The 26,854-nt window shown below is 69.6% G+C and carries 25 protein-coding genes; 15 read left to right on the forward strand and 10 right to left on the reverse strand.

All coding sequences use genetic code 11. From position 1 onward, the window contains the following. Positions 1-126: 126 nt before the first annotated feature. Both ACZZZB_RS00570 and ACZZZB_RS00575 read right to left on the reverse strand, forming a co-directional pair. The gene (locus tag ACZZZB_RS00570; protein WP_463528734.1) at positions 127-1,437 is read right to left on the reverse strand and encodes a glycosyltransferase family 2 protein; all 1,311 of its coding nucleotides are present in this window, start codon (positions 1,435-1,437) and stop codon (positions 127-129) included. Further along, a complete protein-coding gene (locus ACZZZB_RS00575; protein WP_463528735.1) occupies positions 1,434-2,363 on the reverse strand; it encodes a WcbI family polysaccharide biosynthesis putative acetyltransferase in 930 nt (309 codons plus the stop codon). Before ACZZZB_RS00575 ends, ACZZZB_RS00570 begins: the two co-directional genes overlap by 4 nt. Before the next feature lie 185 nt (positions 2,364-2,548). Between ACZZZB_RS00575 and ACZZZB_RS00580 the strand changes: the two genes are divergently transcribed. The 3 genes from ACZZZB_RS00580 (at position 2,549) to ACZZZB_RS00590 (ending at position 6,929) form a co-directional block, all read left to right on the forward strand. Beyond that, the gene (locus ACZZZB_RS00580; protein WP_463528736.1) at positions 2,549-3,166 is read left to right on the forward strand and encodes a hypothetical protein; all 618 of its coding nucleotides are present in this window, start codon (positions 2,549-2,551) and stop codon (positions 3,164-3,166) included. A gap of 245 nt (positions 3,167-3,411) precedes the next feature. Next, a complete protein-coding gene (locus tag ACZZZB_RS00585) occupies positions 3,412-5,487 on the forward strand; it encodes a cytochrome c oxidase assembly protein (protein ID WP_463528737.1) in 2,076 nt (691 codons plus the stop codon). Next, a complete protein-coding gene (locus ACZZZB_RS00590) occupies positions 5,484-6,929 on the forward strand; it encodes a PepSY-associated TM helix domain-containing protein (protein ID WP_229938785.1) in 1,446 nt (481 codons plus the stop codon). Before ACZZZB_RS00585 ends, ACZZZB_RS00590 begins: the two co-directional genes overlap by 4 nt. 39 nt (positions 6,930-6,968) lie before the next feature. Here the strand turns inward: ACZZZB_RS00590 and ACZZZB_RS00595 are convergent, their stop codons facing one another. Then, entirely contained in the window at positions 6,969-7,295 is a 327-nt protein-coding gene (locus tag ACZZZB_RS00595) for a hypothetical protein (protein ID WP_463528738.1), read from the reverse strand. A gap of 92 nt (positions 7,296-7,387) precedes the next feature. Next, positions 7,388-8,206 carry a helix-turn-helix domain-containing protein gene (locus tag ACZZZB_RS00600; protein ID WP_463528739.1) on the reverse strand — a complete coding sequence of 273 codons (819 nt, stop codon included), beginning with the start codon at positions 8,204-8,206 and terminating at the stop codon, positions 7,388-7,390. 111 nt (positions 8,207-8,317) lie between these two features. On the opposite strand from ACZZZB_RS00600, the gene ACZZZB_RS00605 reads away from it, so the two are divergent. The 5 genes from ACZZZB_RS00605 (at position 8,318) to ACZZZB_RS00625 (ending at position 13,814) form a co-directional block, all read left to right on the forward strand. Further along, positions 8,318-9,385 carry an ABC transporter substrate-binding protein gene (locus ACZZZB_RS00605; protein ID WP_229938782.1) on the forward strand — a complete coding sequence of 356 codons (1,068 nt, stop codon included), beginning with the start codon at positions 8,318-8,320 and terminating at the stop codon, positions 9,383-9,385. A gap of 7 nt (positions 9,386-9,392) precedes the next feature. Beyond that, complete coding sequence (locus tag ACZZZB_RS00610; RefSeq protein ID WP_463528740.1) at positions 9,393-10,400, forward strand: iron chelate uptake ABC transporter family permease subunit; 1,008 nt, start codon at positions 9,393-9,395, stop codon at positions 10,398-10,400. Further along, entirely contained in the window at positions 10,397-11,449 is a 1,053-nt protein-coding gene (locus ACZZZB_RS00615; RefSeq protein ID WP_463528741.1) for a FecCD family ABC transporter permease, read from the forward strand. Before ACZZZB_RS00610 ends, ACZZZB_RS00615 begins: the two co-directional genes overlap by 4 nt. A 109-nt stretch (positions 11,450-11,558) precedes the next feature. Then, a complete protein-coding gene (locus ACZZZB_RS00620) occupies positions 11,559-11,783 on the forward strand; it encodes a hypothetical protein (protein ID WP_079705792.1) in 225 nt (74 codons plus the stop codon). 129 nt (positions 11,784-11,912) lie between these two features. Continuing rightward, the gene (locus tag ACZZZB_RS00625; RefSeq protein WP_463528742.1) at positions 11,913-13,814 is read left to right on the forward strand and encodes an ABC transporter ATP-binding protein; all 1,902 of its coding nucleotides are present in this window, start codon (positions 11,913-11,915) and stop codon (positions 13,812-13,814) included. 36 nt (positions 13,815-13,850) lie between these two features. Here ACZZZB_RS00625 and ACZZZB_RS00630 read toward each other — a convergent pair whose 3' ends face one another. Continuing rightward, positions 13,851-14,579: a hypothetical protein gene (locus ACZZZB_RS00630; protein WP_463528743.1), complete on the reverse strand. Its 729-nt coding sequence runs from the start codon at positions 14,577-14,579 to the stop codon at positions 13,851-13,853. Positions 14,580-14,757: 178 nt separating this feature from the next. Between ACZZZB_RS00630 and ACZZZB_RS00635 the strand changes: the two genes are divergently transcribed. Next, entirely contained in the window at positions 14,758-16,497 is a 1,740-nt protein-coding gene (locus tag ACZZZB_RS00635) for a PHP domain-containing protein (RefSeq protein ID WP_463528744.1), read from the forward strand. A gap of 52 nt (positions 16,498-16,549) precedes the next feature. Here ACZZZB_RS00635 and ACZZZB_RS00640 read toward each other — a convergent pair whose 3' ends face one another. Beyond that, a complete protein-coding gene (locus ACZZZB_RS00640; RefSeq protein WP_463528745.1) occupies positions 16,550-17,425 on the reverse strand; it encodes a helix-turn-helix transcriptional regulator in 876 nt (291 codons plus the stop codon). A gap of 86 nt (positions 17,426-17,511) precedes the next feature. Here ACZZZB_RS00640 and ACZZZB_RS00645 point away from each other — a divergent pair, with 86 nt between their 5' ends. Then, positions 17,512-18,387, forward strand: coding sequence for an aldo/keto reductase (locus ACZZZB_RS00645; protein ID WP_463528746.1), 876 nt, complete (start codon positions 17,512-17,514; stop codon positions 18,385-18,387). 78 nt (positions 18,388-18,465) lie between these two features. Beyond that, positions 18,466-19,452 (forward strand): aldo/keto reductase, encoded by a 987-nt coding sequence (locus ACZZZB_RS00650; RefSeq protein WP_463528747.1) that lies wholly within the window; start codon positions 18,466-18,468, stop codon positions 19,450-19,452. Positions 19,453-19,587: 135 nt separating this feature from the next. On the opposite strand, the gene ACZZZB_RS00655 is transcribed toward ACZZZB_RS00650, so the two are convergent. From ACZZZB_RS00655 to ACZZZB_RS00670, 4 genes are read right to left on the reverse strand one after another with little or no spacing between them, the layout of a single operon-like run. Beyond that, positions 19,588-19,890 (reverse strand): MmyB family transcriptional regulator, encoded by a 303-nt coding sequence (locus ACZZZB_RS00655; RefSeq protein WP_463530538.1) that lies wholly within the window; start codon positions 19,888-19,890, stop codon positions 19,588-19,590. 29 nt (positions 19,891-19,919) lie between these two features. Then, positions 19,920-20,900, reverse strand: coding sequence for an ABC transporter substrate-binding protein (locus ACZZZB_RS00660; protein ID WP_463528748.1), 981 nt, complete (start codon positions 20,898-20,900; stop codon positions 19,920-19,922). Then, complete coding sequence (locus tag ACZZZB_RS00665; RefSeq protein ID WP_229940134.1) at positions 20,897-21,724, reverse strand: ABC transporter ATP-binding protein; 828 nt, start codon at positions 21,722-21,724, stop codon at positions 20,897-20,899. Before ACZZZB_RS00665 ends, ACZZZB_RS00660 begins: the two co-directional genes overlap by 4 nt. After that, a complete protein-coding gene (locus tag ACZZZB_RS00670; RefSeq protein WP_229940135.1) occupies positions 21,724-22,815 on the reverse strand; it encodes a FecCD family ABC transporter permease in 1,092 nt (363 codons plus the stop codon). The genes ACZZZB_RS00665 and ACZZZB_RS00670 overlap by 1 nt, the downstream gene beginning before the upstream one ends. Positions 22,816-22,969: 154 nt before the next feature. Here ACZZZB_RS00670 and ACZZZB_RS00675 point away from each other — a divergent pair, with 154 nt between their 5' ends. The 4 genes from ACZZZB_RS00675 to ACZZZB_RS00690 all read left to right on the forward strand — a co-directional run bounded on the left by ACZZZB_RS00675 (position 22,970) and on the right by ACZZZB_RS00690 (position 26,851). Next, the gene (locus ACZZZB_RS00675; protein ID WP_086474254.1) at positions 22,970-23,161 is read left to right on the forward strand and encodes a streptamidine-related RiPP repeat protein; all 192 of its coding nucleotides are present in this window, start codon (positions 22,970-22,972) and stop codon (positions 23,159-23,161) included. Between the two features lie 89 nt (positions 23,162-23,250). Beyond that, the gene (locus ACZZZB_RS00680; RefSeq protein WP_463528749.1) at positions 23,251-24,018 is read left to right on the forward strand and encodes a hypothetical protein; all 768 of its coding nucleotides are present in this window, start codon (positions 23,251-23,253) and stop codon (positions 24,016-24,018) included. Then, positions 24,018-25,508 (forward strand): CocE/NonD family hydrolase, encoded by a 1,491-nt coding sequence (locus ACZZZB_RS00685; protein ID WP_463528750.1) that lies wholly within the window; start codon positions 24,018-24,020, stop codon positions 25,506-25,508. Before ACZZZB_RS00680 ends, ACZZZB_RS00685 begins: the two co-directional genes overlap by 1 nt. Continuing rightward, positions 25,505-26,851: a YcaO-like family protein gene (locus ACZZZB_RS00690; RefSeq protein ID WP_463528751.1), complete on the forward strand. Its 1,347-nt coding sequence runs from the start codon at positions 25,505-25,507 to the stop codon at positions 26,849-26,851. The genes ACZZZB_RS00685 and ACZZZB_RS00690 overlap by 4 nt, the downstream gene beginning before the upstream one ends. Positions 26,852-26,854 lie beyond the last annotated feature (3 nt).

Genomic DNA, 26,854 nt, shown 5'->3' on the forward strand with positions numbered 1-26,854 from the left:
GCTAAACGAGACGCAGGCCGGAACCGGTGGGGTTGCACTCAGCGCGTCCGGTGGTGCAGACGTCCGACGGAGGGCCGGCGTTCGGGCCGCGTGATCCATGCGTGGAGCGCGTCGTCGCCGATCGGGTCAACAGAACGATGAGGGTCCGCCCCAGCCGCCGACCCAGGCCGCCACCCGGGGATCAGGCCGGAGCTGGTGGACGCCGTCGGCGACGAGCTGCTGCGTCTCGAAGGCATCGGGACTGCCCCAGCGTTCCTCACGCCGCGCGGCCCGCCGGGATCGCACGCGGCCGAGCAACGCGCCGTCCGGGTCGACGAGCTCGACGGTGCCCACGTCTCCGGTGCCGAGGCGCGCGACGAGATCGACGATCCACGTCGGGTCGAGGATCACGACCGGACGGTCGAGCTCCCACGTCACTCGGGCGTCGACTCCGGCTACTTCACCCAGGACGCGCGGGTCTGCCCTGAGCTCCTCAGCTCCGCCGTCCTCGAGGACGAACCGAGCCTGCGGGAAGGCGGTGAACAGCGAGTCCGCCGCGACGAACCGAGCGGCCGCCGTGTGGGCGCCCCGCAACCGCACGACGAGATCCACCGTGTCCGACCAGAGCGCTCGTGGCGCTGACCCCGACACGGGGATCGACGTGAGGAGCCGCATGGTCTGGGCGTTCGCGCGGTCCACGCCTGAGCCGTCGCGCTCGGCCCATTCGGGGCCGTCGTGCCAGGCCACCGCGGCCGGGACGTGGGCGAAGACCGCTCCCGCCTGCCACATGCGGTGCGCCCACTCCCAGTCCTCCCCACCGTAGGAGGTGAAGGACTCGTCGAATCCGCCGACCTCGTCGAACAGGCTCCGCGAGCATGCGAGGACCGCGCCGATCATGAATCGATAGGAGCGGTCGTCCGCGTCGCGCAGATGCCGACTGCGCGCGTACTCCTCGGCGAGCCACGCCGGTTCGGCGAGCTCACGGCCGGCGGCCGCCTCGACGACCGGTGTATCCGGGGCGACCCCGGCGAAATCGGCGTGGCGACGCCGCCCCACCGTGACCGCCTCGGGCAGCAGGGCGGGCAGCCGCGTGAGCGCGCGCACGTACCCCGGCTCGGGGACCGTGTCGGCATCGAGGAAGCACAACACCTCGCCACTGCTCGCCCGCACGCCCAGGTTGCGGACGGCGGCAAGCCGGAACCCCTGGTCCTCCTGCCGGACGAGGATCACGTCGTCCGGCACCATCACGTCACCCGGGGATCCGTCGTCGGCGACGATCACCTCCAGGAGGTGACGCGGGTAGTCCTGCGCGGCGAGGGCGTGCAGGGTCCGGAGCAGCTCACCGGGCTGGTCGTAGTGCGCGACGATCACCGAGACGCGTGGCAGCGGATCAGGATGGACGTCGTCGAGCGTGTCCCACCGGTTGCCGACGACCCACGGCTGCGCACTCCCGGTCACGCGTTGCGCCACACGGTCAGGAGGGCCGAGAGCCGGTCGAGGGCAGCGACGACGAACTCGGGGTGGGACGCATACCAATCGGTGTGGGCGGCGCGCACCTCCGCGTCGTCGATCTCGACGCCCTCGACGATCCAATGGTCGCGGGGCTCGTCCGTCAACGACCAGGCGTCGACGACCTCGGGCGCGATGGGCGCGCGCACCGCGTTGAGCAAAGGGCGTCCGGGCTCGGTGACGCCACCAGGGGCCCCCAGGGTTTCGAGGATGCGGGCGCCGAGCGGCAGCCAGATCGCGTTCCCCGGGTGGTTGACGGTGCGCGCGTGGTCGGCGGTGACCGAGTCGAAGAGGTCGGAGACCGGCACGTCGGTCGCGGCCTCGCGTCTCCGCAGTTCCTCGACGGAGGCGCGGCCGATCCCGCGCACGGCGTCCGGCTGGAGCGCAGACGCGACGGGGAGGCCTGCGGCGGCCGCGAGCGTCCGGACGTCGTGGTACGCCACGATCGGCGGGTTCTCCTCGACGCCGGGGATCCGGACGGCGGCCTGGAACGGATGCAAGCCCCCGAACCGCACCGGAGTCACCGTGAGCACGCGGCCGCTCGTGGAGGCTGCCACCTGACGCGTGCCGAGCGGCAGATCGTGGTAGTCGTCCCGTACGGGTTGCGACACCACGGTGTGCGCGACGCCGACCACCTCGTGCAGTCGCTCCGCATCCTCGGGGGTCATCTCATGCACGGCCGGCACGCGCACGAACCGGCGGTCCGGCGCATCCATCACGGTGCGCAGGGATTCCGCCTGGCAGTTGCCGAGCACCACCCCGAAGTCCGTCGGCAACGGAGCGAGGCCGTAGAACTCCGCGTAGTGCCTGCGGCGTGCCTCGATCGGCGACCCGGCGGGTGCAGCGGTCGTACCCGGTTCCAGGGTGTGGCTCATGCCTCGACGGTATACCGTCGCCGAACCTGGCATGGTCCTGCCGCATCGGGGTTGCGCCGGGAAGCCGCGGTCTGCCATCAGCGCCGGGCATGCGCGTCAGCACCGCGCTCGATCGGGGTGGCGCTGCTCGCCTGGCGGCACGGCGCGGCCTCATGACGGTGGTGACGGTCTGCAAGAATGGGCACATGTCGTCCGCCCGCTCGACCCGCACCCTTCGTGGTGTGGTCGCCGCGGCGTTCTCGACCTTCGTCGCACTCCTGTCGCACGTCGCCGGCGGCGGCTCGATGCCCGGCGTCCTCGGTGTCGTCGTGCCACTCGTGTTCTCGACCGTCGTCTGCGTCCTGCTCGCAGGCAGACGGCTGTCGATCGTCCGTCTGTCCGTCTCCGTCGCGGTGAGTCAGGTCCTGTTCCACACGCTCTTCGTCCTCGGCACCGCCCAGGGCACCACCTCGACGGCGACGCCGAGCGGACACCTCTCCCACGGATCACCGGTGATCCTCGACACGTCGTCGATGCCGATGATGCACGACGGGCACGCCGGTGTCGGCATGTGGTTCGCCCACCTCGTCGCCGGCCTCGTGACCATCGCCGCGCTCCACCGAGCAGAGACGCTGCTGTCGACGGCCGGAGCCATCACGGAGTTCGTCCTCGCACGGCTGGTGCCCGCGATCCTCGCGGCCCTGGCGTCGCCGGTGCTGCCGGCACGGGTGCTGCCGCAGCGCGATGTACCGATCCTGCGCCCACTCGGTGTGTATCCGGAGACGACCGTCTTGCGCGGGCCTCCGGCGCTTTCCTTCCTCTGAGATCACGGCACGACCTCGCCGAGCTGCACGCTCGGTCGCCGGTCACCGCTGCGTGCGCGTAGGACGCTTCCTCGACGACGACGCTCCAACCATGGTCGTCCCGATGCGCCGCGCACCGGCGGAGTGCCACCATTTCCGCCGCTCGGTCCTGCCCCGGCGCCCGTTCGGGTGCGGTCGCGGGCTCACCGGGTGAGCTGTGCCGCTGGGTTCGTCCACTCGAGCCCGCGGGGAAGGAGCCACCTCCTGTGGCAGAAACAACCATTCCGTCGAATGCGCCCGAAGCCGATCCGAGTGGTCAGCGAGGCCAGTCGCCCGTCCTCGTGCCGATCCGTGCACCTGAAGCCGTCATGCTGGCTGCGTTGCCGGTGGCGGTCGTCGTGGCGCTCTCCGCGCTGCAATTCACCGGTGCGTTCACGACCGGCACGCTGCTGTCGGATCCGGGGGTGATCGTCACTCGCGGTCTGCCGGTCGCGAGGGTCGTCCACGATGCCGCGGCGTCGGTCACGATCGGCCTGCTCATCGCGGCGACCTTCCTGCTGCCGGGGCAGCGGATCCTCCCGGGTGTCGTCTCGTTCTCGCAGTCGAAGGCGATCCGCTGGGCGGCCTGGGCGGCCTCCGTCTGGCTCGCGGCGGGGATCGCGGTGCTGGTGTTCACCGCGGCGAACTCCATCGGTGTACCGGTGTCCTCGCCGACGTTCGCGAAGACCTTCCTGTTCTACGCGACGGAATTGGAGCTCGGGCAGACCCTGGTGTTCTCGCTCGCGTGCGTGCTGGTCGTGTTCTGCATCGTGCTCCTCGCCCGACGTCTGGCGTGGATCGCGGCCGCGAACGCGATAGCTGTCTTCGCACTGCTTCCGCTGTCCCTGTCGGGTCATGCTGCAGGCTCCGACGAGCACGGGAACGCGGTCAACTCGCTCGCGATCCACCTCATCGGCGTCACCGCCTGGGTCGGCGGTCTCGTGGCCGTGATCCTGCTCCGTCGGAAGGTCGGCGATCAGATCGGCGCGGTCGTCGCACGCTACTCGGTGCTCGCCGGTTGGGCGTTCGGTGCGGTGGCCTTCTCGGGCGTCGTGAACGCCTCGCTGCGACTCGCGGGCCCGATGGACCTCCTCACCCCCTACGGGCTGCTCCTGGTCGCGAAGACCGTCGCGCTCGTACTGCTCGGACTCGCCGGCGTGTGGCACCGGCTCCGGCTCATCCCCCGGCTGCAGGCCGAACCCGGGAAGCGGTCGACGTTCATCCGGCTCGCCGTCGTCGAGGTCGTCGTCATGGCGGTCACGATGGGCGTCTCGGTCGCGCTGTCGCGCAGCCAACCGCCGGTGTCGCAGGAGCCGGTCGCCGACGACGTCCGACGCCGGCTCCTCGGGTTCGCCTACCCGCCGGAGGTGACGCCACTGCGGATGTTCACCGAGTGGCACGTCGACTGGATGTGGGCCGGCCTCGCCGTGGTCGGTGCGGCCTGGTACCTGTGGGCGTTCCGCACGCTCCGGCGCCGCGGCGACGCCTGGCCCGTGGTCCGCCTGATCGCTTGGCTGGCCGGCTGCGCGGCGCTGTTGTACGCGACCAGCGGTGGCCTCGCCGTCTACGGGCAGATCCACTTCAGCACGCACATGCTGCAGCACATGGCGCTCATGATGATCGTGCCGCCGCTGCTCGTCCTGGGCGGCCCGATCCTCCTTGCACTGCGGACCCTGCCGAGTCGCACCGACGGAGGCCGAGGCCTCCGGGAGTGGATCCTCGCCGTCGTGCATTCGCGGTACCTGCGGCTGCTGTCGAAACCGGCCGTCGCAGGAGTGCTCTTCGCCGGGAGTCTGGTGGTGTTCTACTACACCGGTTGGTTCGAATGGGCGATGCTCGCCCACCAGGGTCACATCCTGATGACGGTGCACTTCCTCGCCACCGGGTACCTGTTCTTCTGGGTCCTCATCGGCATCGACCCGGGCCCGAACCGCCCGGCCTATCCGTTCCGGATCATCCTGCTGCTCGCGACACTCGCCTTCCACGCCTTCTTCGGACTCGCGATCATGTCCAGCGCCACCGTGCTCGCGGAAGGGTGGTGGACCGCGCTCGGCTATACGAACACCGCAGCGCTCCTCGCCGATCAAGCGGTCGGCGGCGGTATCGCGTGGAGCGTCGGCGAGATCCCCGCCGTCCTGGTCGCCCTCATCGTCGTCTCCCAATGGGTCCGTAGTGACGAACGTGCCGCGAAACGCTACGACCGCCGAGCAGACCGCGACGGGGACGCGGAACTCACCGACTACAACGCCCGCCTCGCCCGCATCAACGACCACGACCAGGCTCCTCGAAAGGACCACCCGTGACCACACACGCACCGGCCCATCTCCACGCCGATGGACCACCCCCGAAACCGGACCGCAGCCGAGGCTGGTTCCCGCAGCTGCTGCTCCGCCTCCACTTCATCGCCGCGATCTTCGTCGGACCGTTCATCCTCGTCGCGGCGACCAGCGGCGCGCTCTACGCCCTGACCCCGCAACTCGAGCAGCTCGTGTACGCCGAGCAGCTCCATGCGCCGGAGGCCGACGAGTATCTGCCGCTCGCAGACCAGATCGAAGCTGCGAACGCGTACACGAAGGACCAGGACACCATCGTCGCCGTGCGCCCCGCACCGAACCCCGGCGACACCACGCGCGTCATGTACACCGGTGACGGGCTCGGCGAGAGCGAGACCCGCGCCGTGTTCGTCGACCCGGCCACCGCCCAGATCCGCGGCGACCTCACCGCGTACGGCACCAGCGGAGCACTGCCGCTGCGCACCTGGATCGACCAGCTCCACCGCAACCTGCACCTCGGCGAGGTCGGACGCCTCTACAGCGAACTCGCCGCCTCCTGGCTCGGTGTCGTCGCCCTCGCCGGCCTCGGCCTCTGGATCGCCCGCATCCGCAAAGCTCGCACCAAGAAGGACTTCGTCCGCCCGAACAACCGAGCCAAGGGGTACCGGCGCATCCTCTCCTGGCACACCTCCACCGGCATCTGGCTCCTCGTCGGCGCACTGTTCCTCTCCGCCACCGGCATCACCTGGTCGCATTACGGCGGCGGCAACGTCGGCACCCTCCGCGCCGCCTTCGACTGGTCCACGCCATCCGTGACCACCGACCTCGGCGGTGAGTCCGCACCGGCCGATGAGCATGCCGGCCACGGAGGCACCGTGGCTCCCACATCCGATCCCGAGACGGTGACGGCGAACCCGGCGACATTCGACGCGGTGCTCTCCGTCGCCCGGAAGGTCAACGTCAACACGGGCCTCGTCGAGATCACGCCACCGGCCACCGCGGGCACGGCGTGGGTGGTGCAGGAGATCCAGCGCAGTTTCCCGACCGAGGTCGACGCGGTCGCGATCGACGGACGGACGATGCAGGTCACCGATCGGGTCGACTTCGCGGACTTCCCCCTCGCCGCGAAGCTCACCCGATGGGGCGTCGACACCCACATGGGCTCCATGTTCGGCCTCCCGAACCAGCTGCTCCTCTTCGCCCTCGCGTCCGGGATCATCGCCATGGTCGTCTGGGGCTACGTCATGTGGTGGCAGCGACGACCGACCCGCGAGCCCGGACGGATCGTCGGCCGGGCCCCGGCACGCGGAGCGCTCCGCCGCGCACCCTGGTGGGGCGTCGCCGTGGTCCTCATCGTCGCGGTCGGTATCGGCACGCTCCTGCCGCTCCTCGGCCTCAGCCTGGCCGCCTTCGTCGTGGTCGACGTCCTGCTCGGACTCCGAGCCCGCCTACGATCGGCCGAGACCGGTTGATCGCTGAGGAGCGATGAGGAGAGGTCACGCTGGGCGGATTCAGGCGGTGACGACCGCGATGACGAGCAGCACGACGGTCGCCGCAAGCACTCCCAGGGACACGGCCCGCGTACGGCTCCGGTGCGCCGGCGGCAGCGCCAGCGGGAAGGAGACTGCCATGACCAGCCCGGCGAAGAGTGCAATCGGGGTTCCGAAGAGCAGGCTGTAGCCGTGGACGTCGCGATCGTCCCAGCCGAACCGGCTCGACACCACCATCCAGATCGCCAGTAGGAACACGGTGGCGGCCGACGCGGCGACGACACCGGCGATCACCCGGAGGACGAGATGTGTCCGGGTGATCGCCTGTCGTTCTTGCGGGTGGGCCATACGGCCACCCTAGAGCGGAAGAAGAGGCGTCGGCCAGACCGACGGAGGTGGTCGGTCTTCCCAAATCGCATGAAGCCGCACCCGTCTTCGGATCAGACGACCTCCGCCGACCGGCTCCTCGCGGCGTAGACGGCGGGGGTCATGGAGAACCGGGCCCGGAACGCCCCGATGAAGCTGCTCACCGACTCGTAGCCGACCGCGGGTGCGACGTCCTGCACGGCGGCACCCCGTCCGAGCATGCCCGCGGCAGCATGCAGGCGCACGCGGACCCGCCATTCGCGGAAGGTGCACCCCGTGCCGTCCACGAACGCCCGGCCGATCGTCTTCGAGCTGACGCCCGCCGCCGAGGCCCAGTCGTCGAGCCCACGCGGGTCGGCGGGGTCGGCAATCAGGGCCGACGCGATGGCACGCGCGCGCGGTTCACGGGGCATGGCCAACGCCTCATCGTCGCGAGCCGCCGCCGACAGTAGGTCGACCAGGAGCGACCAGCATCGCCATCGCCGGCGCCCGGTCGGGTCGGCGTCGAGCAGGTGGGCCAGCAGCGCGGCCGACAGCTCGTCGACCCGGACGGTCCGTGCGCCGTTCCAGCGTCCCCCTTGGGGGCGAAGCATCGGGTCGGCATAGACGCTGATGAGCTCTCCGGGCTCGCCGAAACTCATCTCGTGCACCATCCCCGCGGGGATCCATGCGAGGTGCTCCCGCCGCAGTCGCCGTCGATCGCCGAGGACCGACACCTCCATCGCGCCGGAGCTCATCCACGCGAGTTGGTCCTCGCGGTGCGAGTGCTCGTCGAACCGTGTCGTCGCGTCGACCCGCGAGCGGGAAACCCGGAACTCCCCCGATGTCCCTTCGGCGTCATCCATTGGGCCGAGGAGCTTGATCCCGCCGCCCGAGTGACCGCGACCAGACATCCAGCTGTCTCCATTCGACAAGTTCTGTCCGCTCAGCGCGATAGCGCGAAGCGATTAGGCAAGGCTAACCTGACTGTCGTCATCCCGCCAGCCGAACCGATGAAGGACCCCATGATCGTTCCGAAGCACCACCGCGCCCCGAGCGCGAGGACCGCTCGCCTGCTTGCCGCGGTGAGCGCTCTCGCCCTCGTCGGTGTCGCGCTCTCCGCCTGCTCGAGCGCCGCGTCGACCACCGCCGAGAACCCGAACTACACGACCGAGCCGAGCGACTCGTTCCCGGTGACGATCGAGCACGAGTACGGCGAGACGGTCATCCCGTCGGAACCGCAGCGGATCGTCGTGGTCGGCCTGACCGAGCAGGACATCCTCCTCGAACTGGGTGTCACACCGATCGCGACGACGGAATGGTACGGCGAGCAGCCGTATGCGGTGTGGCCGTGGGCGACGGATCTCCTGGGCGATGCCGAGCCGACCGTCCTCACCACGACCGACGGGTTCGAGTACGAGAAGATCGCATCGCTGCGGCCGGACCTGATCATCGGGACGAACGCCGGCATGACCGAGGAGAACTACGGGAAGCTCGCGGAGATCGCGCCGACCGTGACCAATGAGGAGGGCGCTGGGCTCTACTTCGCGGACTGGCGGGACCAGACCAGGATGGTCGCCCAGGCCGTGGGGCGCTCAGCGGAGGGCGAAGCACTGATCACGGGCGTCGACGAGGCCTACGCCGCGGCGGCTGGAGCGCACCCGGAGTTCGCGGGCCTCACGGCGACCTTCTCGCAGGGTGGGCCGTGGGACGGCAACCTGTGGGTCTACCCCGACGGCCTCAACACCGACTTCCTGACGGATCTCGGGTTCACGATCACGCCCGGGCTGCAGCAGTACGTCCCGAGCGAGGGCGGACAGGCGCAGATCGCCGCGGAGAACGTCGGTGTCATCGACGCTGACGTGATCGTCTTCGCGACTGAGTCCGCGGATGCCGTCCAGGAGGTGCTGGGCTTCGGCACCACCTCCAGCCTCGACGCCGTGACCGGCGGGCGAGCGGTCTTCACCGACGGCGAGCTCGCCGGTGCGATCTACTTCCTCACCCCACTCAGCCAGAAGTACGTCCTCGAGCAGTTGGTGCCGCGCCTGGTGGACGCCGTCGCCGGCACAGCTCCACAGAGCGTCGACGGCTGACCCGTCGGTGACCTCCCGCACCCCTCGCGGGCGCCGTTCGCTGGGGCTCGGGATCGCGGTCGCGGCACTCGCGACCGCGATCCTGCTCAGCGTCCTCGTGGGGTCTCACCCCGTGGGCTCGACGGACGTCTGGCGGGCACTCACGAGGCCCGATGGCTCCGTCACCGATCTGGTCGTCCTCGATCTGCGGATCCCCCGCACCGTGGCCGGACTCGTCGTCGGTGTGGGGCTCGGCGTCTCGGGCGCTCTCATCCAGGGCCTCACCAGCAATCCCCTCGGCGATCCGGGCATCCTCGGCGTCGACGCGGGCGCGGCGCTCTTCGTCGCGATCGGTGTCCTGCTCGGCGCTCGCACACCTGTGCAGTACCTCCCGTTCGCGTTCCTGGGAGCCCTGATCGTGACCGCCCTGGTCTACCTGATCGGCTCGGCGGGACGTGGTGGCGCGGATCCTGTCCGGCTGACCCTCGCCGGCGTCGCCCTTGCCGCTGTGCTCAGCGGCGTCACGACCGCGATGATGCTCCTCGATCCGGTCACGTTCAGGCAGCTCCGCGGCTGGAACGCCGGGTCCTTCGTTGAACGCGGCTTCGACGTCATCCTGCCCGCACTCCCCTTCGTCCTCGCGGGCGTCGTCATCGCGCTGTTCAGTGCGAGGTCGCTGAACGCCCTGGCGCTGGGCGAGGATCTCGCCTCCTCACTCGGCACGCGCCTCGTGCGCACGCGCGTGCTCGCCGTCGTGGCGATCACCCTGCTGGCGGGTGCGGCGACCGCGATCGCCGGACCGGTCGGTTTCGTGGGCCTCATGGTGCCCCACATCGCGCGCTGGATCGTCGGCCCCGACCAGCGGTGGATCGTGGCGTACTCGATCCTGATCGCGCCGGCCGTGCTGCTCACCTCCGACGTGATCGGTCGCGTGATCCTCTGGCCGAGTGACGTCCCGGTCGGGATCGTCACCGCGTTCATCGGTGCGCCCGTGCTGATCCACCTCGTGCGGCGCGCGAAGGCGAGCGCACTGTGACCGGGGTCGAGACGGGACCGCGCGCGGTCGTGTGGCGGCGGCGCTCGCTCTCCCTCCGTGTCCGGCTGCGCACGATCGTCGTGTGCGGGGTGTTCTGCGTGGTCCTCTTGGCCCTGGCGTTGCTCGCGCTGTGTCTCGGCGATCTGCCGCTGTCGGTCGAGGAGGTGGCGTCGGCGTTCCTCGGCGGACCGAGCACCCTGGTGCAGACGGTGGTGCTCGAGTGGCGCCTCCCACGGGTCCTCGCCGCCCTCCTGTTCGGAGGAGCCCTCGGGCTCTCCGGTGCGATCTTCCAGTCCCTCACCCGGAACCCGCTCGCGAGCCCCGACATCATCGGGTTGACCGCTGGGTCGTACGCGGGCGGTCTCATCGTGATCATCGTGATCGGCGCGGGCGCCGGTTCGGCAGCCGTCGCGGGCGGCGCCATCGGTGGCGGGCTGATCGCCACAGCGCTGGTCTACCTCCTCAGCTACCGTCGAGGCGTCCAGGGCTTCCGTCTCATCGTCGTGGGCATCGGTGTCTCGGCCATGCTCGAAGCGCTCAGCTCCTACCTCGTACTGCGGGCGAAGCTCGAAGTCGCGATGCTCGCCACCGTGTGGGGTGCTGGCTCGCTGAACAGCGTCGGTTGGGCGCAGCTCGTCCCCGCCGCAGTCGTGATCATCGCCATCGCTATCGCCCTCGGTCCGCTCGGCGGATCACTCCGACAGCTCGAGCTCGGCGACGACGTGGCGAAGGCCCTCGGATCGCGGGTCGAACGTTCGCGGCTCGGTCTCCTGGCGTGCGCCGTCGCGCTCACGGCGGTCGTCACGGGCGCGGCCGGACCCATCGCGTTCGTCGCCCTCGCCGCCCCGCAGATCGCGCAGCGGATCACCCGCACCGCCGGCATCGCACTGGTGCCGTCGGCTCTGCTCGGGGCGCTCGTGCTGCTGGCATCCGACATCGTCGCGCAGCACCTGCTGCCGACGTCACTGCCGGTGGGGGTCGTCACCGTGATCGTGGGTGGCGGTTACCTCGTCTGGCTCCTCGTCCACGAGATCCGGAGACGCTCGTGACCGTTCTGTCGTGAGGACCGGGGATACCCCCTCACCGCATCGATCGGCGGCCCTCTAGCCTGATGCCGAAGAGCCGACGCAGCCCACGCGACGGCGGAAACGAGACACGATGTCGCTCCCTCCCGCCCCCGATCCCACCCGGACCACGAAGCGCTTCATCCTCGCCGCCTTCAGCTTCGTCGCGCTGATGGCGTCCGGCGTCGGTGTGGTCGCCTGCTCGATCGGCCTCGCCGACACCGGCCATCCCGCCATGATCGTCGGGCTCGCCGGAAGCGTGCTCGGCATCGCCGCCGCCTTCGTCGTGATGTGGACGGCCCTGCGCGCCGAACGCTGACGACGCCAGAGCGTTCAGGTCGGGAACGGCGAGGCTGATACGCTCTCGCAGGTCTGCGTTCGCGTCGCCACCCGGGTCGTGACCGGGGTCGGGGACGTGCTCATGCGCAGCGGGGCGTGAGGAGTCGCAATGAGCATGGAGAGCGCGGCCTGGAGCTCGCTGTACAAGATCTCAACCGCCAAGGACGGCAAGCACGGCATCTCCCGTGAGTCCGTGCGGCGCATCATGACGTTCGCGGTGCCCTACCGGTCCAAGTTGCTGGTCTTCATCGGCCTCTCCGTCGCGGGAGCGTTCCTCGCAGTCGCGACGCCGGTGCTCGCCGGCCAGGTGGTCGACGTCATCGTCGCCCGGGGCGAGGTGGCCACGATCGTCCGGCTCGCCGTCGTCATCGCCCTCGTGGCCGTGGCGGACGCCGCCGTGTCGCTCGTGACGCGATGGTATTCGGCGCGAATCGGCGAAGGCGTGATCCTGGACCTCCGCACGGCCGTCTTCAACCATGTGCAGCAGATGCCGATCGCGTTCTTCACCCGCACCAGGACGGGCGCGCTCGTGAGCCGCCTCAACAACGACGTGATCGGCGCGCAGCAGGCCTTCAGCGGCACGCTGTCCGGCGTGATCACGAACCTCGTGGCCCTGATCCTCACACTGATCGTCATGCTCAGCACGTCCTGGCTCGTGACGGTCCTCGCCGTGGTGATGCTCCCCATCTTCCTGGTACCCGCGCGCCGCATGGGTAGCCGTCTCGCCGCGCTGCGTCGCGAAGCCGCCGACCACAACTCGGCCATGAGCACGCAGATGACCGAACGGTTCTCAGCGCCCGGTGCCACGCTCGTCAAGCTGTTCGGCCGACCGGATCAGGAGGCCGAGGAGTTCCGCGTCCGTGCCGCCCGCGTCCGCGACATCGGCGTCCGGACGGCGATGCTGCAGTTCGTCTTCTTCACCGCGCTGATGCTCGTCTCCGCCCTCGCGCTCGCCCTCGTGTACGGCCTCGGCGGCTTCCTCGCACTCGCCGGGCAACTGGACACCGGTGAGGTGGTCACCCTGGCGCTCCTGCTCACCCGCCTCTACGCGCCGCTGACCGGCCTCGCGAACGCCCGGGTGGAGATCATGAGCGCGGTGGTCAGCTTCGAGCGCGTGTTCGAGGTGCTCGACCTCGAACCGCTCATCTGGGAGAAGCCCGACGCCGTCACCGTCCCCGAGGGTCCGGTGTCCGTCGAGTTCGACGACGTCCACTTCGCCTACCCGTCGGCGGACAAGGTGTCCCTCGCCTCTCTGGAAGAGGTCTCGACGCTGGACACCCGAGGCGGCGAGGAGGTGCTGCACGGCGTCTCCTTCCGGATCGAACCGGGGCAGACCGTCGCCCTCGTCGGCTCGTCAGGAGCGGGTAAGTCCACGATCGCGCAGCTGCTGTCGCGGCTGTATGACGTCGACGAGGGCGCCGTGCGTCTCGCGGGGACGGACGTCCGCGATGTCGCCTTCGCCTCCATGCGGCACACCCTGGGCATGGTGACGCAGGACGGTCACCTGTTCCATGAGACCATCCGCTCCAATCTGCGTCTCGCACGTCCGGAGGCGTCCGAGGACGAGGTGTGGGACGCCGTCCGCCGCGCGCGGCTCGAACCGCTCATCCGGTCCCTGCCGGACCAGCTGGACACCATGGTGGGCGAGCGTGGCTACCGACTCTCCGGTGGTGAGCGCCAACGGATGACCATCGCGCGGCTGCTCCTCGCCCAGCCGCGCGTCGTCATCCTCGATGAGGCGACAGCGGCACTGGACTCGACCTCGGAGGCGGCGGTGCAGGCGGCGCTCAGCGAGGCCCTCGAAGGCCGGACGGCGATGGTCATCGCGCACCGGCTCTCGACCATCCGCAGTGCTGACCTGATCCTCGTGGTCGAGGATGGCTCGATCGTGGAGCGGGGCACGCACGACGAGCTGCTGGCTTCCGGCGGGCGGTACGAAGAGTTGCACCGCACGCAGTTCGCCGTCCAGAAGAACCTGGCAGCGGATGAGGACACACCGAGCGGGACCTGACCGCGGTCGCTGCGGCGGAGCCTCCGTGCCGATGGGTTACCGGAGACGCCTGCGCAGGAGCAGGGCGGCTCCGCCCGCGAGCAGGCCGGCGGCGACGACGCCGGCCCCGCCGAGCTGCCAGCCCGTCAGCGCCAGGTCTCCGTCAGCGGAGGGTCGTGCTGCGGCCGACGGGCTCGGCGACGCGATCGCCCCTGCTCCAGGACCTCCCGAGGGCGGGCCGGCGGTCGGAGTGGCCGTCGGAGGGACCGGCTCGACTTGAGCGCCGGGAACGGACCAGGTTCCCGCGGCGAACGTGACGGGCAGGGTCGCCGCCGTGACCACCGACGACGGGATGCCTGACTCGAGAACGAGGCACTCGAGCGCGAGGGTCGCATCTCCCTGTTCGACGCCGTCCACGACCTCCTGGAACGAGATGGCCATCGGCACCTCGACCGGCTGCCCGACGGCCACCGTGACGGTCGGAGACGTGACGACGGTGACCCCTCCCGCCGTCACGGAGAGTCGGGCGGCGTCGTCCGCATCGGCTGGGCAGCCCGCGGCGAGCACCGCGGAGCCGAACGACGGGACGGCGCGCGCGTCACCTGACGTGACCGCGGCGCCGGCGGTGTCGCGCAGCGTGAGCGGTGCCGGCGCCGAGGCGGCGACGGCATCACCAGCGCCGGCGAGGCAGAGCACCGCGCTGGCGCTGAGCGCTGCCGTGACGAGCAGGGTGCGCCCTGCGGCACGGAGCGGAGAACGGTGGATGACGCGAACGGTGGAAGACATCGGGACCTTTGGTGGGTGCGGTGGGCCTCCGGGACGGGGATACCCGGTGACGCCAGGACTATCGCCCACGCAGGTGAATGGGTCGTAAACGCGGGGCGTCACTCAGGGCACCGGCCGTTGGGCCGAGGTTCACCTCCGCTGCCTACGATCGGCGCGTCCGTCCGATGAAAGTGATGCCATGCCCTTCGATCCCCGCCTCGAGCAGCCCGCGCCAACTGGTGGCTCATCCTCCGTGCCCGAGGTGAAGCGGGGCGCATCGGCCCGGCCCGGCCTCTCCCGCCGGTCATTCCTGGGGGCTTCCGTCGCTGCGACGGTCGCCGTGGGAGCGACCGCCCAGGGGCTCGGGAGCGCGGCTTCTGCCCAGGCCGCGCCGCTGCCGTCCGCGTCGGCAGTCGTCGACCCGGACGCGCTCTCCTGGCTGGTGTTCGACCACCACGTGCACTCGGTCTACTCGCACGACGCCAAGTACCCGATGACGACGATCCTCGACCAGGCGCAACGTTTCGCGGTCGACGCGATCGCCTTCACCGAGCACAGCAACAAGGGGCATGCCAACGTCGGCGGGGTGTTCAACGCGGCACGCGAGATCGACACCGCGCGGGCGGCTCGCCCCGACATGCTCGTGCTCCAGGGGCTCGAGTGGTACATCCCGGGAGCCGAGCACGCGACCGTGCTGATCGCGCCCGGGCCCCAGACGACCCTCGTGTTGCGCCGCTTCGAGCTCGACCACGACGGCAAGCTCAACGGATGGGAGAAACCGCGCCCCGGCACCGAAGACGCCGCCGAGTGGCTCGTGCACGCGACCGACGGGATCGCCTGGCTCGGCGCCCAGAAGCGTGCAGGCGTCATCGACGACGTGATCGTCCTGGCGAACCACCCGAGCCGCCTCGGCATCGACTCGCCCGGCGAGCTCCGTGCCTGGCAGGACGCCGACCCGGAGGTGTTCGTCGGCATGGAGGGCGCTCCCGGCGCCCAGGCCGGAGCGATCGCAGCGAACGCGACCGAACGCTCACGGCGTGGCGAGTACGAGAACACCCCCAGCGAGTTCTCCTTTCCCGGCTACCCCGCGGAGGCTTATCTGACGCACGGTGGCTTCGACTGGACCACGGCCGTCGTCGGCGGCGTATGGGACTCGCTCCTGAGCGAGGGAAGGCGCTGGTGGATCACCACGAACAGTGATCTGCACCTCAAGGAGTCCGACGCGACACGCGTCGGCGACTTCCCGACGGGGCCGGGCTGGGAAGCCGGGGCGACGCTCGCGAACTTCAACCGCGCCGGCCGTCGGCCGGACCCGATCGCCACGGCCACGCCCCAGAACGGCGCCGACTTCTGGCCGGGCGAGTTCAGTCGGACGCACGTCGGGGCCGTCGACCGGTCGTGCGTCTCCCTGCTCGACGCAATCCGCGCCGGCCGTGTCTGGGTCGACCACGGGCACCTCGTCGCCGGGCTCTCCGTCGTGCTCCGTGCCACCGACCAGCCGGAGACCGGCGTCACCTTGGGTGGGACCCTCACCGTCGAAAGCGGCACAGCCCTCGAGCTCGTGGTCGATGTCACGCCCACGACGACGCCGACCTCGCGGGGCACGACGCCGAGACTCGCGCACCTCGACCTGATCCGCGGGCGCGTCACCGGGCTCGTCGCCGACCGTGACGAACAGCGCGCACCAGGCACCCGAGTCGTCGAGATGCTCGACGTCGCCGACCGCAGCGACTCCCCATTCCGTGTCGTGGTGCCGCTCGCGCCGGCCACTGAGGACGGCTACGTCCGCCTTCGCGGCAGCGATGGCCAGGTGCACGGGGTCGGTCCGCTCGGCGCCGAGGTCGACTCACGTGCACCCCAGCCGTACCCGGTCTCCCCAGCCGACCCCTGGGCCGACACCTGGCTGTACACGAATCCGATCTTCATCAGCGTGAGCTGAGCCGGGTCGGGCCCGGTCCGTGCCAGCGACCCGGATCCGTCCACACATGTCGTCAGGTTGTCCTCGCATCAGTACGTCTGGAGTTCGTTTGGGTGGCCGCCCAGCTCGCGAGCAGTGCGAGCGCCTGTTCCGAGGATGAGTCCGGTTCCGCGCCGTAAGCGACGAGTGAGAGGCCATCGTCGGCGGTGAGGTCCATGGCTTCGAAGGTGAGTTCGATGTCGCCGATGACGGGGTGATGGATGCGTTTCTTACCGGCGCGGTGGGCGTGGACGTCGTGCGCGGCCCAGCGGACCCGGAAGTCTTCGCTCCGGGTGGACAGTTCGCCGATCAGATCGGTGAGCCGTTTGTCATAGGGCCGTCGGCCGGCTTCACCGCGAAGTGAGGCGACGAGGTCGGAAGCAAGGCGGTCCCAGTCGGGGTAGAAGTCCTTCGAGCGAGGGTCGAGGAACGTGAACCGCGCGGAGTTCGGCGTCCCGGCCGGGTCGATGAACATCGGTGCGTACAGTGCCCGTCCGAGCGTGTTGGTGGCGAGCATGTCGGATCGTCCGTTCCTGATGACGGCGGGGGCACCCATGCTGTCGAGGAGTCGTTGGATCGTCGGGCGGACCCGGTTCGCAGGTGTTCTTCGGCGTGCGACCGGGGAGGCGTTCGCGGCGTGAGCAAGATCGAGCAGGTGGGCGTGCTCGGCCTCGTCGAGTTGCAGGGCGCGTGACAGCGCTTCGAGGACGCTCTCGGAGACGCCGGCGAGGTTGCCGCGTTCGAGCCGGACGTAGTAGTCGACGCTGACACCGGAGAGCATCGCGACCTCCTCGCGGCGAAGCCCCGCGACGCGCCGCTGGCCGCTCAGGTCCGGGAGCCCAGCGTCGTGCGGCGTGAGTTTCGCACGTCGACTGGTCAGGAACTGCTGCACCTGCGCTGTGATGTCCACCCTGTAACGGTACGTCGCCGCGATCGCTCGTGGGAGGTACCGTCCTTAACTCCCACCCCGCTGGGCCGTGCTCGTAGCGTCGACGTATGGACACTTTCACTCTGAACAACGGCGTCGTCATCCCCGCTCTCGGGCTCGGCGTCTTCCAGACCCCGCCGGATGAGACCACCGCCGCGGTCACCGCCGCCCTGCAAGCCGGCTACCGCCACATCGACACCGCGGCCGCCTACGCGAACGAGCGCGGGGTCGGTGACGCGATCGCCTCATCCGGCCTCGACCGTTCCGAGGTCTTCATCGAGACGAAGATCTGGATCAGCGACTACGGCTACGACGAGACGTTGCACTCCTTCACCAAGAGCGCCGGCAAGTTGGGTGTCGAACAGCTCGACCTGCTCATCCTCCACCAGGCTCTCCCGAGCGAGTTCGAGCAGACCATCGGTGCGTACCGGGCCCTCGAACAGCTCCTCGCCGACGGCAAGGTCCGGGCGATCGGCGTGAGCAACTTCATGGTCGATCACCTGACCCGCCTCCTCGACGCGACGAGCGTCGTGCCCGCGGTCAACCAGATCGAGGTCCACCCGTACTTCCAGCAGCGCGAGGTCCACGCGTTCGGTACTGAGCACGGCATCCTCACCCAGGCGTGGTCACCGATCGGCGGCATCACGTCCTACCGCGACGCTGCGCGACGGAGCTTCGACGAACCCGTCATCCTCGGCATCGGTGAGCGGTACGGCAAGTCGGCCGCTCAGGTGATGCTGCGGTGGCACATTCAGGAAGACCGCCAGGTCATCCCGAAGTCGACGAAGCCCGAGCGCATCGCGGAGAACCTCGACGTGTTCGGCTTCGCCCTTACCGACGACGAGCTCGCGCAGATCGACGCCCTCGAGACCGGCGTCCGCGGCGGCCCCGAGCCCGAAGCGGTCACCCTCGAGGCATTCGGCCGCGATATCCCCGAGGCCTGACCCGCTCTCGGCCATTGAACCCCGCAAGCGCCCGTCCCGGGCGCTCACGCACAACCGTCTCCGATGAGAGGACACCTCGTGAGATACACCCGTCTCGGCAACTCAGGCCTGAAAGTCAGCCGCATAGCGCTCGGCTGTATGAGCTTCGGCGATCCCGCCAGCGGCCACCTGCCATGGTCCCTCCCGAAGGACGATGCCCTGCCGTACTTCCGGCAGGCACTCGACCTCGGCATCACGTTCTGGGACACCGCGAACGTGTACTCCTACGGGGACTCCGAACGTATCGTCGGCGAAGCGCTGCGCCAGTTCACGAACCGCGACGAGATCGTCCTCGCCACGAAGGCCCACTTCTCCGACACCCCCGGCACTGGACCTGGTCTGCACGTCGCCGGGCTGTCTCGCAGGGCGATCATGCAGCAGATCGACGCGTCCCTGACCCGCCTCGGCACCGACTACGTGGACCTGTACCAGATCCACCGCTTCGACCCCGAGACCCCGATCGAGGAGACGATGGAAGCCCTCCACGACGTCGTCAAGGCAGGCAAGGTCCGCTACCTCGGCGCGTCCGCCATGTGGGCGTGGCAATTCGCGACGATGCAGCATGCTGCAGACCTCCACGGCTGGACCCGCTTCGTGTCCATGCAGGACCAGTACTCGCTCCTCTACCGCGAGGAAGAGCGCGAGATGTTCGGTTTGCTCGCGGACCAAGGCGTCGGCAGCATCCCCTACAGCCCCCTCGCCAAGGGCCGTGTCGCCCGACCTGCCGGAGCGCAGACGGAACGTTCCTCCGACGACCCGGTCGGCAACAGCTTCTTCGCCGACACCGAACGTGACCGCCCCGTCATCGACGCCGTGCAACGCGTCGCGGAAAGCCGCGGCGTCCCCATGGCGCAGATCGCCATGGCGTGGGTGCTCAGCAATCCCGTCGTCGCCGCCCCCATCATCGGAGCGACCAGACCCCACCACCTCGATGACGCTGCAGCAGCCGTCGACACCTCCCTCACCCCGGAAGAAGTCACCGCACTCACCGAGCACTACGCCGTCCGCGCCGCCGGCGGGTTCTGACGGGGAAGCGACATCGGAACACCGGTTGCTCGATTCGGAGCGCGAGACCGGCGGTCATGAGACCGTGGCCTCCGAACCTGTCGCCACCCATCCGTTCACGATGCAGGCACCGGCGCTCTGCGTCACCCTGAGCGGTCATGACTTCCTCGAATTCGGACTCGTCGCACCGGTCGCGGTCCGCTCGGTGGCAGCCCAGGTGGCTAGGAGAGCGAGCGCATCGGCGGCGGGCGTGCCCGGTGCTGCCGTGTACGCGAAGAGCATGAGCCCTCCATCCCCCGGCAGCTGCATCGCCTGAAAAGTGAGCTCGAAGTCCCCGAGGGTCGGGTGGTGGAAGGCCTTCGTGCCGGTGCGGTCGAACCGGACGTGTGACCTCCGGGCCTTGCTCGAGTGGAAGCTGTCGAACGTGCACAGCTTCGACAGGTTCCAGACCGCGACCATCACCGAGCACGACCGTCGAGCATCCGGGCTCAGTCGACGAAGGCGTCCTTCGCGGCCTGCTCGATGACCCCGATGATGCGAACCCCTCCGGCCTGGAAGGCGTTTTCGTCCTGGCCGAAGACACGCCCGTCGCCGACCGCGCCGGAGCCCGCGAACAGGGTCTTCGCCGAAGCGATCGCCGCGTCCTCCTCGCCCGTTCCCGCGAAGGTGACGAAGATCACGTCCGGATCGGCGGTGATGACGTCCTCACGGCTGATCTGCGTGAAGTTGGAACCGGCGTCGGCGAACACGTTGGTCAGGTCGAGGGCGTTGAGAACGGCCTGGTACCCGGCGCCCGTGAGCGCGTAGACCGTCCCGTCGACGATGGTCACCGAGGCGGCGGTCAGCTGCTGATCTCCGCGCAGAGCGGCCGCGGCCGAGACGCGGCCCCGCAGCTCTTCATTCAGCGCCTTCGCCCGCTGCGGGACGTCGAAAATGGTCCCGAGCGCGTCGATGTCGTTATACACGGCGTCGACCGATGGCTCAGCGGACCCGCTGGCGCAGTAGTCGCCGAGGACGTACAGACCGGAACCGAGCGTTCGGAGGTCGTCGAGCCCGGCGGCACCATCGCCGGAGAACTGCTGTTCGTCGTTGGCGATGAACAGGTCGGGTGCCGCGCCGACGAGGTATTCCTTCGCGGGTGTCCAGTCGGTGGTGTTCTCCGTGAGCTGTGGGTGAGCCGCTGCTTCCCCGCGGTCGAGGTCGGCCAGGGCGTAGCCGATCGCGCGGTCGCCGACGCCGAGGGCGTCCAGGGTGTCGATGACGCCTGGGGCGCCGAGTAGCACGCGCTGCGGTGCGTGGTCGTAGGTGTAGTCGGCACCGCAGCTGGAGACGGTGACGGGATAGGCGTCGCCGGTCGCGGCGGCGGCCGTCGAGGCGGGCGCGCTTCCGCTCGAACAGCTTGCGGACACGAGGAGCATCGCGGCCAGGATGGAGGCGCCGATGGCAGCGCGGTTCGGGTGCAGGTTCATGGGTGTCGGGGTTCCTTTCGCGCCGCGGACCGGGCCGCGGGACTGGTGGTGTTTCGAGGGATGGTCGCACCGAGGTGCACAGCGAGACGCTCGGTGAGGGGATTCACGCCGATCTCGGCGATGACGCCGTAGACCTCGGCGATGAGTGCTGCCGTCACCACCGTCTCCGGAGGACCGGCTGCGACGACGCGCCCCCGGTCGAGCACGACGACGTGATCGCAGTACGCGGCCGCGAGCCCGAGGTCGTGGAGCGCGACGATGGTGGTCGTCGTGAGCCCGGACACGAGCTCGAGCAGTTCGATCTGAGCGAGGACGTCGAGGTGGTTCGTCGGTTCATCCATCACCAGGACCGGGGTGTCCTGCGCGATGGCCCGGGCCACAGCCACGCGCTGTCGTTCTCCACCGGACAGTGATCCGAGCGGACGGTGCGCGTAACCGCCGATCCCGCAGAGGTCGATCGCCCGGCTGACGGCTTCGTCGTCTGTGTCCGCGGTGCGGCGCCCCGTCCGCCGATGCGGGATGCGCCCGAGTTCGACGGTTTCGCGAGCGGAGAACTCGAACTCGTGCCGGTCCTCTTGTAGGACCACCGCGGTGCGGTGCGCGGCTTCACGCGCGCTCAGATGCCAGACGTCCTCACCGCCGATGTGGACGGTGCCCGACGTCGGACGGTGAGCGCGGTAGACGGCACGCAGGAGGGTCGATTTCCCTGACCCGTTGGGTCCGAGCAGCCCGACCGTCGCACCGGCAGGGGCGGTGAGGGACACCTCGTCGACCAGGATCGAGCCCTGGGCGTGGACGCTGACCTGATCGATCTCGACGCGCATCAGCGCTCCGCCGTCCGGAGCGCAGGGGTGCCGCCGGCGGGCGCACGACCGGCGCGAGCCGTCCTGCCGGAGGTGAGCAACCAGAGGAAGAAGGGCGCGCCGACCGCCGCGGTGATGACGCCGATCGGCAGCTCGGCAGGGGCACGCACGGTCCGGGCGACGAGATCGGCCAGCAACAGGAAGATCGCGCCGAGCAGAGCCGTCGCCGGCAACATGCGGCGATGGTCCGCACCGACGAGGAGACGCGCGATGTGCGGTACGACGAGGCCGACGAACGCGATGCCCCCGGCGACCGCCACGAGCGACCCGGTCATGCCGGCGACCAGCACCAGGAGCGTCACCTGCAACCGAGGCACATCGATCCCCAGGGATGCGGCGAGATCGTCACCGCCGACGATCGCGTTCAGTGCGACGGCGTTGACGAGGATCCATGCCGTCCCGAGCAGGACGACGATCACCGGGATCGGCAGCACACCCCAGTCCGCGCCGCCCACGCTGCCGAGGCTCCAGAACAGCACGCGCTGCACCTGGTTGGGTGTGGCGATGGTCTGGAGGAAGTACGTCATGGAGGACACCAGGTAACCGATGGCCACCCCCGCGAGGATGAGCCGAGTCGGAGGCATCCGACCCGCGGACCGTCCGAGCAGGAACACCACGGCGAAAGTCGCGAGCGCGCCGAGGAACGCAGCGAGCGTCAACGGCAAGCCGCCGAGTACTCCGCCGCCCAGGACGATGACGACGACCGCACCGAGGGATGCACCGGGCGTCACGCCGATGAGCGACGGATCGCCGAGCGGGTTCCTGACCACGGCTTGGATCACGGCACCGGCGGTCGCCAGCCCTCCCCCGGCGACCATCGCGAGGACGGTTCGCGGCGCTCTGACCTCCCAGACGATTTGATTGACCGCCGCGGAGGCCGGCGGAGGTCCACCGAGATGAGCCGCGACCACGCCGAAGACCTCGGGGAACGCGATCCCGACGGACCCGATGGCCAGGGCCATCACACCGAGGATGACGAGGATCACGGTCAGGACCACCAGGAGGAGCCCGGTGCGCGGTGCGCTCGCGAAGGGCGCTTGTCGATCGTGCATCTGATGCCTTTCCATCGCGGCAAGACGCCGCGTATTGAGAACCATACTCATTAAGTCGCCACGACGTGAATCGCCGATCCGCTTGCGAAGTCGAGATGCACTCCCTAAGGTCGGGTTAATTGAGAATGGTTCTCAATACAGAAAGGACGATGTCATGCAGAACATCACCCTCGAACCGATCGCCGCCTCCGGAGTGCTCAGCGCACCCCAGGGACCGGGCACGAACGCGTTGGTGCACAACCCGTTCGCGTTCGAGACGATCGCTCCCGCGGGCGTGCTCAGCGCGCCGCAGGGTCCGGGCACGAACGCTCTCGTGCACAACCCCTTCGCGTTCGACGCGGAGTGAGAACCCGGTGGTCGCCGCGCTCCGGCGCGGCGGCCACCGCTCTGCGCTGGAACGAACTCGTCCGCCACGTCATCGGAAGGCCACACATCATGCTCCGCTTCGCCCCCGGATACCACCTCTACGCCACGGCACCCGATTCCTGGCGTCTCGCCGAACCCGGTGGCCGGTATCAACGGATCGCGGGGCCGGACGACCGGCTGACACTGATCGCCCAGGCGCTCTCGAGCGGCACCGAGCTGGCGTCGCTCGGACCGGACGCCGAAGCGCTCGGGGAGCAACTCCTCCGCCGGGGCGCGCTGATCGACGACACGACGCAGGCGACACCTCCCGAGACACCGAAGCAGGTCTGCATTCTGGGGCAGGGGCCCGTGGTCGATGCACTGCAGCGGGCATTGGAGGCACAGCCGAGCCTCATCCAGATGATCCTCGACGACGCCGAACCAGACGCCGTCATCTCGGTCGAACCGTGGTTCCGAGACCGACATTGGATGGAATTCGCTGCACGGCAGATCCCGTTGCACCGCTGCCACGACGACGGTCTCGCCCTCTTCGTCGGGCCGTTCAGTGTCGATGCACGCACGGCCTCGTACCTCGACTACCGCGGTCGCCGACGTGCCGCAGACCCGCTCCTCGAAGAACTGGAGGCGCTCTGGACTCACCTCGATGCACTGCCCACATCACCGCTCGATGCCACACCCGGCGTGGCTTGTCTCGCTGCCGCGGTGATCGCTGCAGACCTCTTCGCCTGGGCGGCCGGGACCGACATCCCGAACGCCACGACGGAGATCGAGATCCGTGTGGACGGTTCGCTCCGCCGCCATCCCGTGCTCCCACTCCCCACGGTGACCTCGCTGTGATGTTCGCGAATCGACGTCTGCTCACCGCCGACGGGACAGCGCTCGCCTACGACGTCCATCGGCCGCCGACCGACGATCGGGTACCGACCGTCGTGCTCCGAACCCCGTACGGTCGCTCGAAGCATCTCGAAGAGGGCCGCAGCTGGGCCGCGCGCGGCTACGCGTTCGTCGTCGGAGACGTCCGAGGCCGCTACGACTCCGACGGCACCTGGGAGCCGTACCGGAACGAGCGTGCCGACGGTGCCGACCTCGTCGACTGGATCATCGCGCAGGCATGGAGCGACGGACGGATCATCGTGATCGGCGGATCATACGCCGGGTACACGGCCTGGGCGATGGCTGTCGAACGGCCCGACGCGACCGCTGCGATCGTCAGCCTCGGTCCGTCCATGTCGCTCGCCCGCACCAAGTTCTCGCCGTCGGGCGTCCTGCGTCTTGGCGAGCATGCCGCCTGGTGGGCGGAACGAGCCGACGCCCGGACGAGCAGGGAAGGTCTGTCCGCCATCATCTTCCGGGAGCACCCGACCGTGCTCGACCATCTCCCGGTCGTCGAGATCGCCGATCGACTCGGCGTCACCATGCCCGGCTGGACCGCCGTGATCGACGCGGGACCGGAAGCGCGGACGTGTGAGGAGATCACCGCATCCGACCTCGCGGCCGTCCGCGCGCCGAGTCTGCACGTCGGCGGCTGGCACGACCTGCTGGTCGACGAGACCCTCGGACACTGGGAGCTCGTCGGAGACGCCGTCACGCCGAAACGGCTCCTCGTCGGCCCGTGGTTGCACGACCTGGTGTTCTCCGCCGGAACCCGGGTGGGGGAACTCGACCACGGCGAGGCATCACGGATCGCCTGGGCGACCGAGCTGCTGACCTGGATCGACGACGCCCTGACCGGACGCCTCCCGCTGCGGCGGGCCGACACCTTCGTCATGGGAGCGGACACCTGGGACACCGCAGACAACTGGCCTCCGACCAGCACCCCGGACGTGCACGACCTCCGACCGGCGATCCTGCACAGCGACCCTCGATCTCCCTTCCCGAGCCGGGCAGAGGCGGTGGATCGCAGCCCGTTGTTCGCGCGCACCGACGCCGTCCGGTGGCCGATCTCCACGGCAGCGACCAGGTTCGTGGGGTGGGGCTCCGTGGATCTGAAGGGCCGATGCGACACCGAGACCGGCGACTGGATCCTCCGGCTCCTCCTCGTGTCGAAGAGCGGTCCAGCCGTCGAACTCGCCGTGGCCGAAGCCAGCACCGAGACGCCCGAGGTGGACCTTCGACTCGCGCTCGGCCCACTGTCGATCCAGGTGCAACCCGGCCAATCGCTCGTGCTCGAGCTGACGGCTGCAGACCTCCCCCGCCTCGCCAGGAACACGGGCAGCGCTGACCGGTACCGGGTCGGGATCGACGACCTGCCACACCGCATCATCCAAACCGTCGACCGTGGCCGCCTGAGCCTGCCCGCCATCGGCGACGACGGGGGCGTCTCATGATCGACGTCGATCGCCTCATCGACCCGCGAACCGGGATCCTCACCTCCACGCAGGCGCAGCCGCCGTCGGCCGACGATCCGTCGTTCTGGCGTTCGCACGGCGCGACGGTCGCGCACACCGAACGCTTCGCAGCGTGGCGGGCCGACGGGTTCGGGTTCGGAGCGTCCCTCGGTGATCTCGACGCGGCGCGCGGCGCCGCGATCGGTGAAGCCGTCGAACGATACTGCGGCAATGCCGTGCCCGGACACCTCCCGTTCTGCAGCTGGGAGGACCATGCGCTCCGTGGCGAGGACGCCCTGGACCCGCAGACCCTCGCCCTGTATGCACCCGAGCAGTACCAGCTCCCCGGATTCCCGTTCACACCCTTCACCAGAGACCTCCCCGTTCGATGGGCCCGTGGTCGAGACATGCAGACGGGAGCAGCGGTCTGGGTACCCGCGTCACTCGTGTACTTGGACGCGCGGGCGTCGAACCGTCCCGGGGAGCGCTCGACGCACTCCTTGATGTACTCCGGAATCGCGACCGGGCAGGACCGCGCGAGCGCGGAGACTGGCGCCATCGACGAACTGATCGAACGCGACGCGACGACCGTGTGGTGGGCCTCCGGAGCCTCGACCCATGAGCTCGACGACGGTGGCGTGATCCGCGGCATGCTCGGGAAGAGCGGCCTCGACGTGCGGCTGTTGGACATCCCCACCGATCTCCCCGGCAGGGTCGTCGCGGCCGTCATCGAGGACGGCGATCCGGAACAGGACGGACTCCTGGCGTTCGGCACCGCCTGTCGGAGCGACCCCTCGTCAGCTGCACGAAAGGCGGTCATGGAAGCGCTCGGCCTCCGCCGCATCACCCGTCAGCTCCTCGATCCCGGATCCGAGGTCTGGCGAGCGGTCCAGGCCGATGCGATCGAGGCCCATGTCTTCCTGCCCTACCGCGCCGATCGGAGCTATCGGGACGCGATACCGGAGGACTTCAGCACCCTCACCGACCTCCCTCCAGTCGCTCAGTTGTACCTGGATCCCCGAATGGCCGGAGCAGTCCTGCCCCGGCTGCGCCCCGCCCGACGTCTCGCTCTCGGCTCGCTGGCTCCGATCACCGGCGACCGGGTGGCGATGCTGGCCACCCGCGGCGTCCGCACGGTCTCGGTCGACGTCACGACGGAGGACGTCCGCAGCTGTGGGCTCGTCGTCATCCGAGTCGTCGCAGCGGGCCTCGTGGGAAACGGTCCTCCAGCGTTCCCGCTCCGCGGTTCCGACCGCTACCTGCACGTACCGCGCGCCCTCGGCTGGGACGCTCAGCCCATCTCGACCGCTGAGCTGTCCCGACTCCCGCTCCCCCTCGCCTGATGG

This window comes from Plantibacter sp. AC185 (assembly GCF_979258065.1).

Bases quoted from the DNA above. Each gene is read 5' to 3' on its own strand.
- ACZZZB_RS00670 (WP_229940135.1), bottom strand. From the start codon at position 22,815: ATGCACGATCGACAAGCGCCCTTCGCGAGCGCACCGCGCACCGGGCTC.
- ACZZZB_RS00595 (WP_463528738.1), bottom strand. From the start codon at position 7,295: ATGGCCCACCCGCAAGAACGACAGGCGATCACCCGGACACATCTCGTC.
- ACZZZB_RS00665 (WP_229940134.1), bottom strand. From the start codon at position 21,724: ATGCGCGTCGAGATCGATCAGGTCAGCGTCCACGCCCAGGGCTCGATC.
- ACZZZB_RS00685 (WP_463528750.1), top strand. From the start codon at position 24,018: ATGTTCGCGAATCGACGTCTGCTCACCGCCGACGGGACAGCGCTCGCC.
- ACZZZB_RS00680 (WP_463528749.1), top strand. From the start codon at position 23,251: ATGCTCCGCTTCGCCCCCGGATACCACCTCTACGCCACGGCACCCGAT.
- ACZZZB_RS00630 (WP_463528743.1), bottom strand. From the start codon at position 14,579: ATGTCTTCCACCGTTCGCGTCATCCACCGTTCTCCGCTCCGTGCCGCA.
- ACZZZB_RS00605 (WP_229938782.1), top strand. From the start codon at position 8,318: ATGATCGTTCCGAAGCACCACCGCGCCCCGAGCGCGAGGACCGCTCGC.
- ACZZZB_RS00655 (WP_463530538.1), bottom strand. From the start codon at position 19,890: ATGGTCGCGGTCTGGAACCTGTCGAAGCTGTGCACGTTCGACAGCTTC.
- ACZZZB_RS00600 (WP_463528739.1), bottom strand. From the start codon at position 8,206: ATGTCTGGTCGCGGTCACTCGGGCGGCGGGATCAAGCTCCTCGGCCCA.
- ACZZZB_RS00625 (WP_463528742.1), top strand. From the start codon at position 11,913: ATGAGCATGGAGAGCGCGGCCTGGAGCTCGCTGTACAAGATCTCAACC.
- ACZZZB_RS00620 (WP_079705792.1), top strand. From the start codon at position 11,559: ATGTCGCTCCCTCCCGCCCCCGATCCCACCCGGACCACGAAGCGCTTC.
- ACZZZB_RS00675 (WP_086474254.1), top strand. From the start codon at position 22,970: ATGCAGAACATCACCCTCGAACCGATCGCCGCCTCCGGAGTGCTCAGC.
- ACZZZB_RS00580 (WP_463528736.1), top strand. From the start codon at position 2,549: ATGTCGTCCGCCCGCTCGACCCGCACCCTTCGTGGTGTGGTCGCCGCG.
- ACZZZB_RS00645 (WP_463528746.1), top strand. From the start codon at position 17,512: ATGGACACTTTCACTCTGAACAACGGCGTCGTCATCCCCGCTCTCGGG.
- ACZZZB_RS00575 (WP_463528735.1), bottom strand. From the start codon at position 2,363: ATGAGCCACACCCTGGAACCGGGTACGACCGCTGCACCCGCCGGGTCG.
- ACZZZB_RS00635 (WP_463528744.1), top strand. From the start codon at position 14,758: ATGCCCTTCGATCCCCGCCTCGAGCAGCCCGCGCCAACTGGTGGCTCA.
- ACZZZB_RS00660 (WP_463528748.1), bottom strand. From the start codon at position 20,900: ATGAACCTGCACCCGAACCGCGCTGCCATCGGCGCCTCCATCCTGGCC.
- ACZZZB_RS00690 (WP_463528751.1), top strand. From the start codon at position 25,505: ATGATCGACGTCGATCGCCTCATCGACCCGCGAACCGGGATCCTCACC.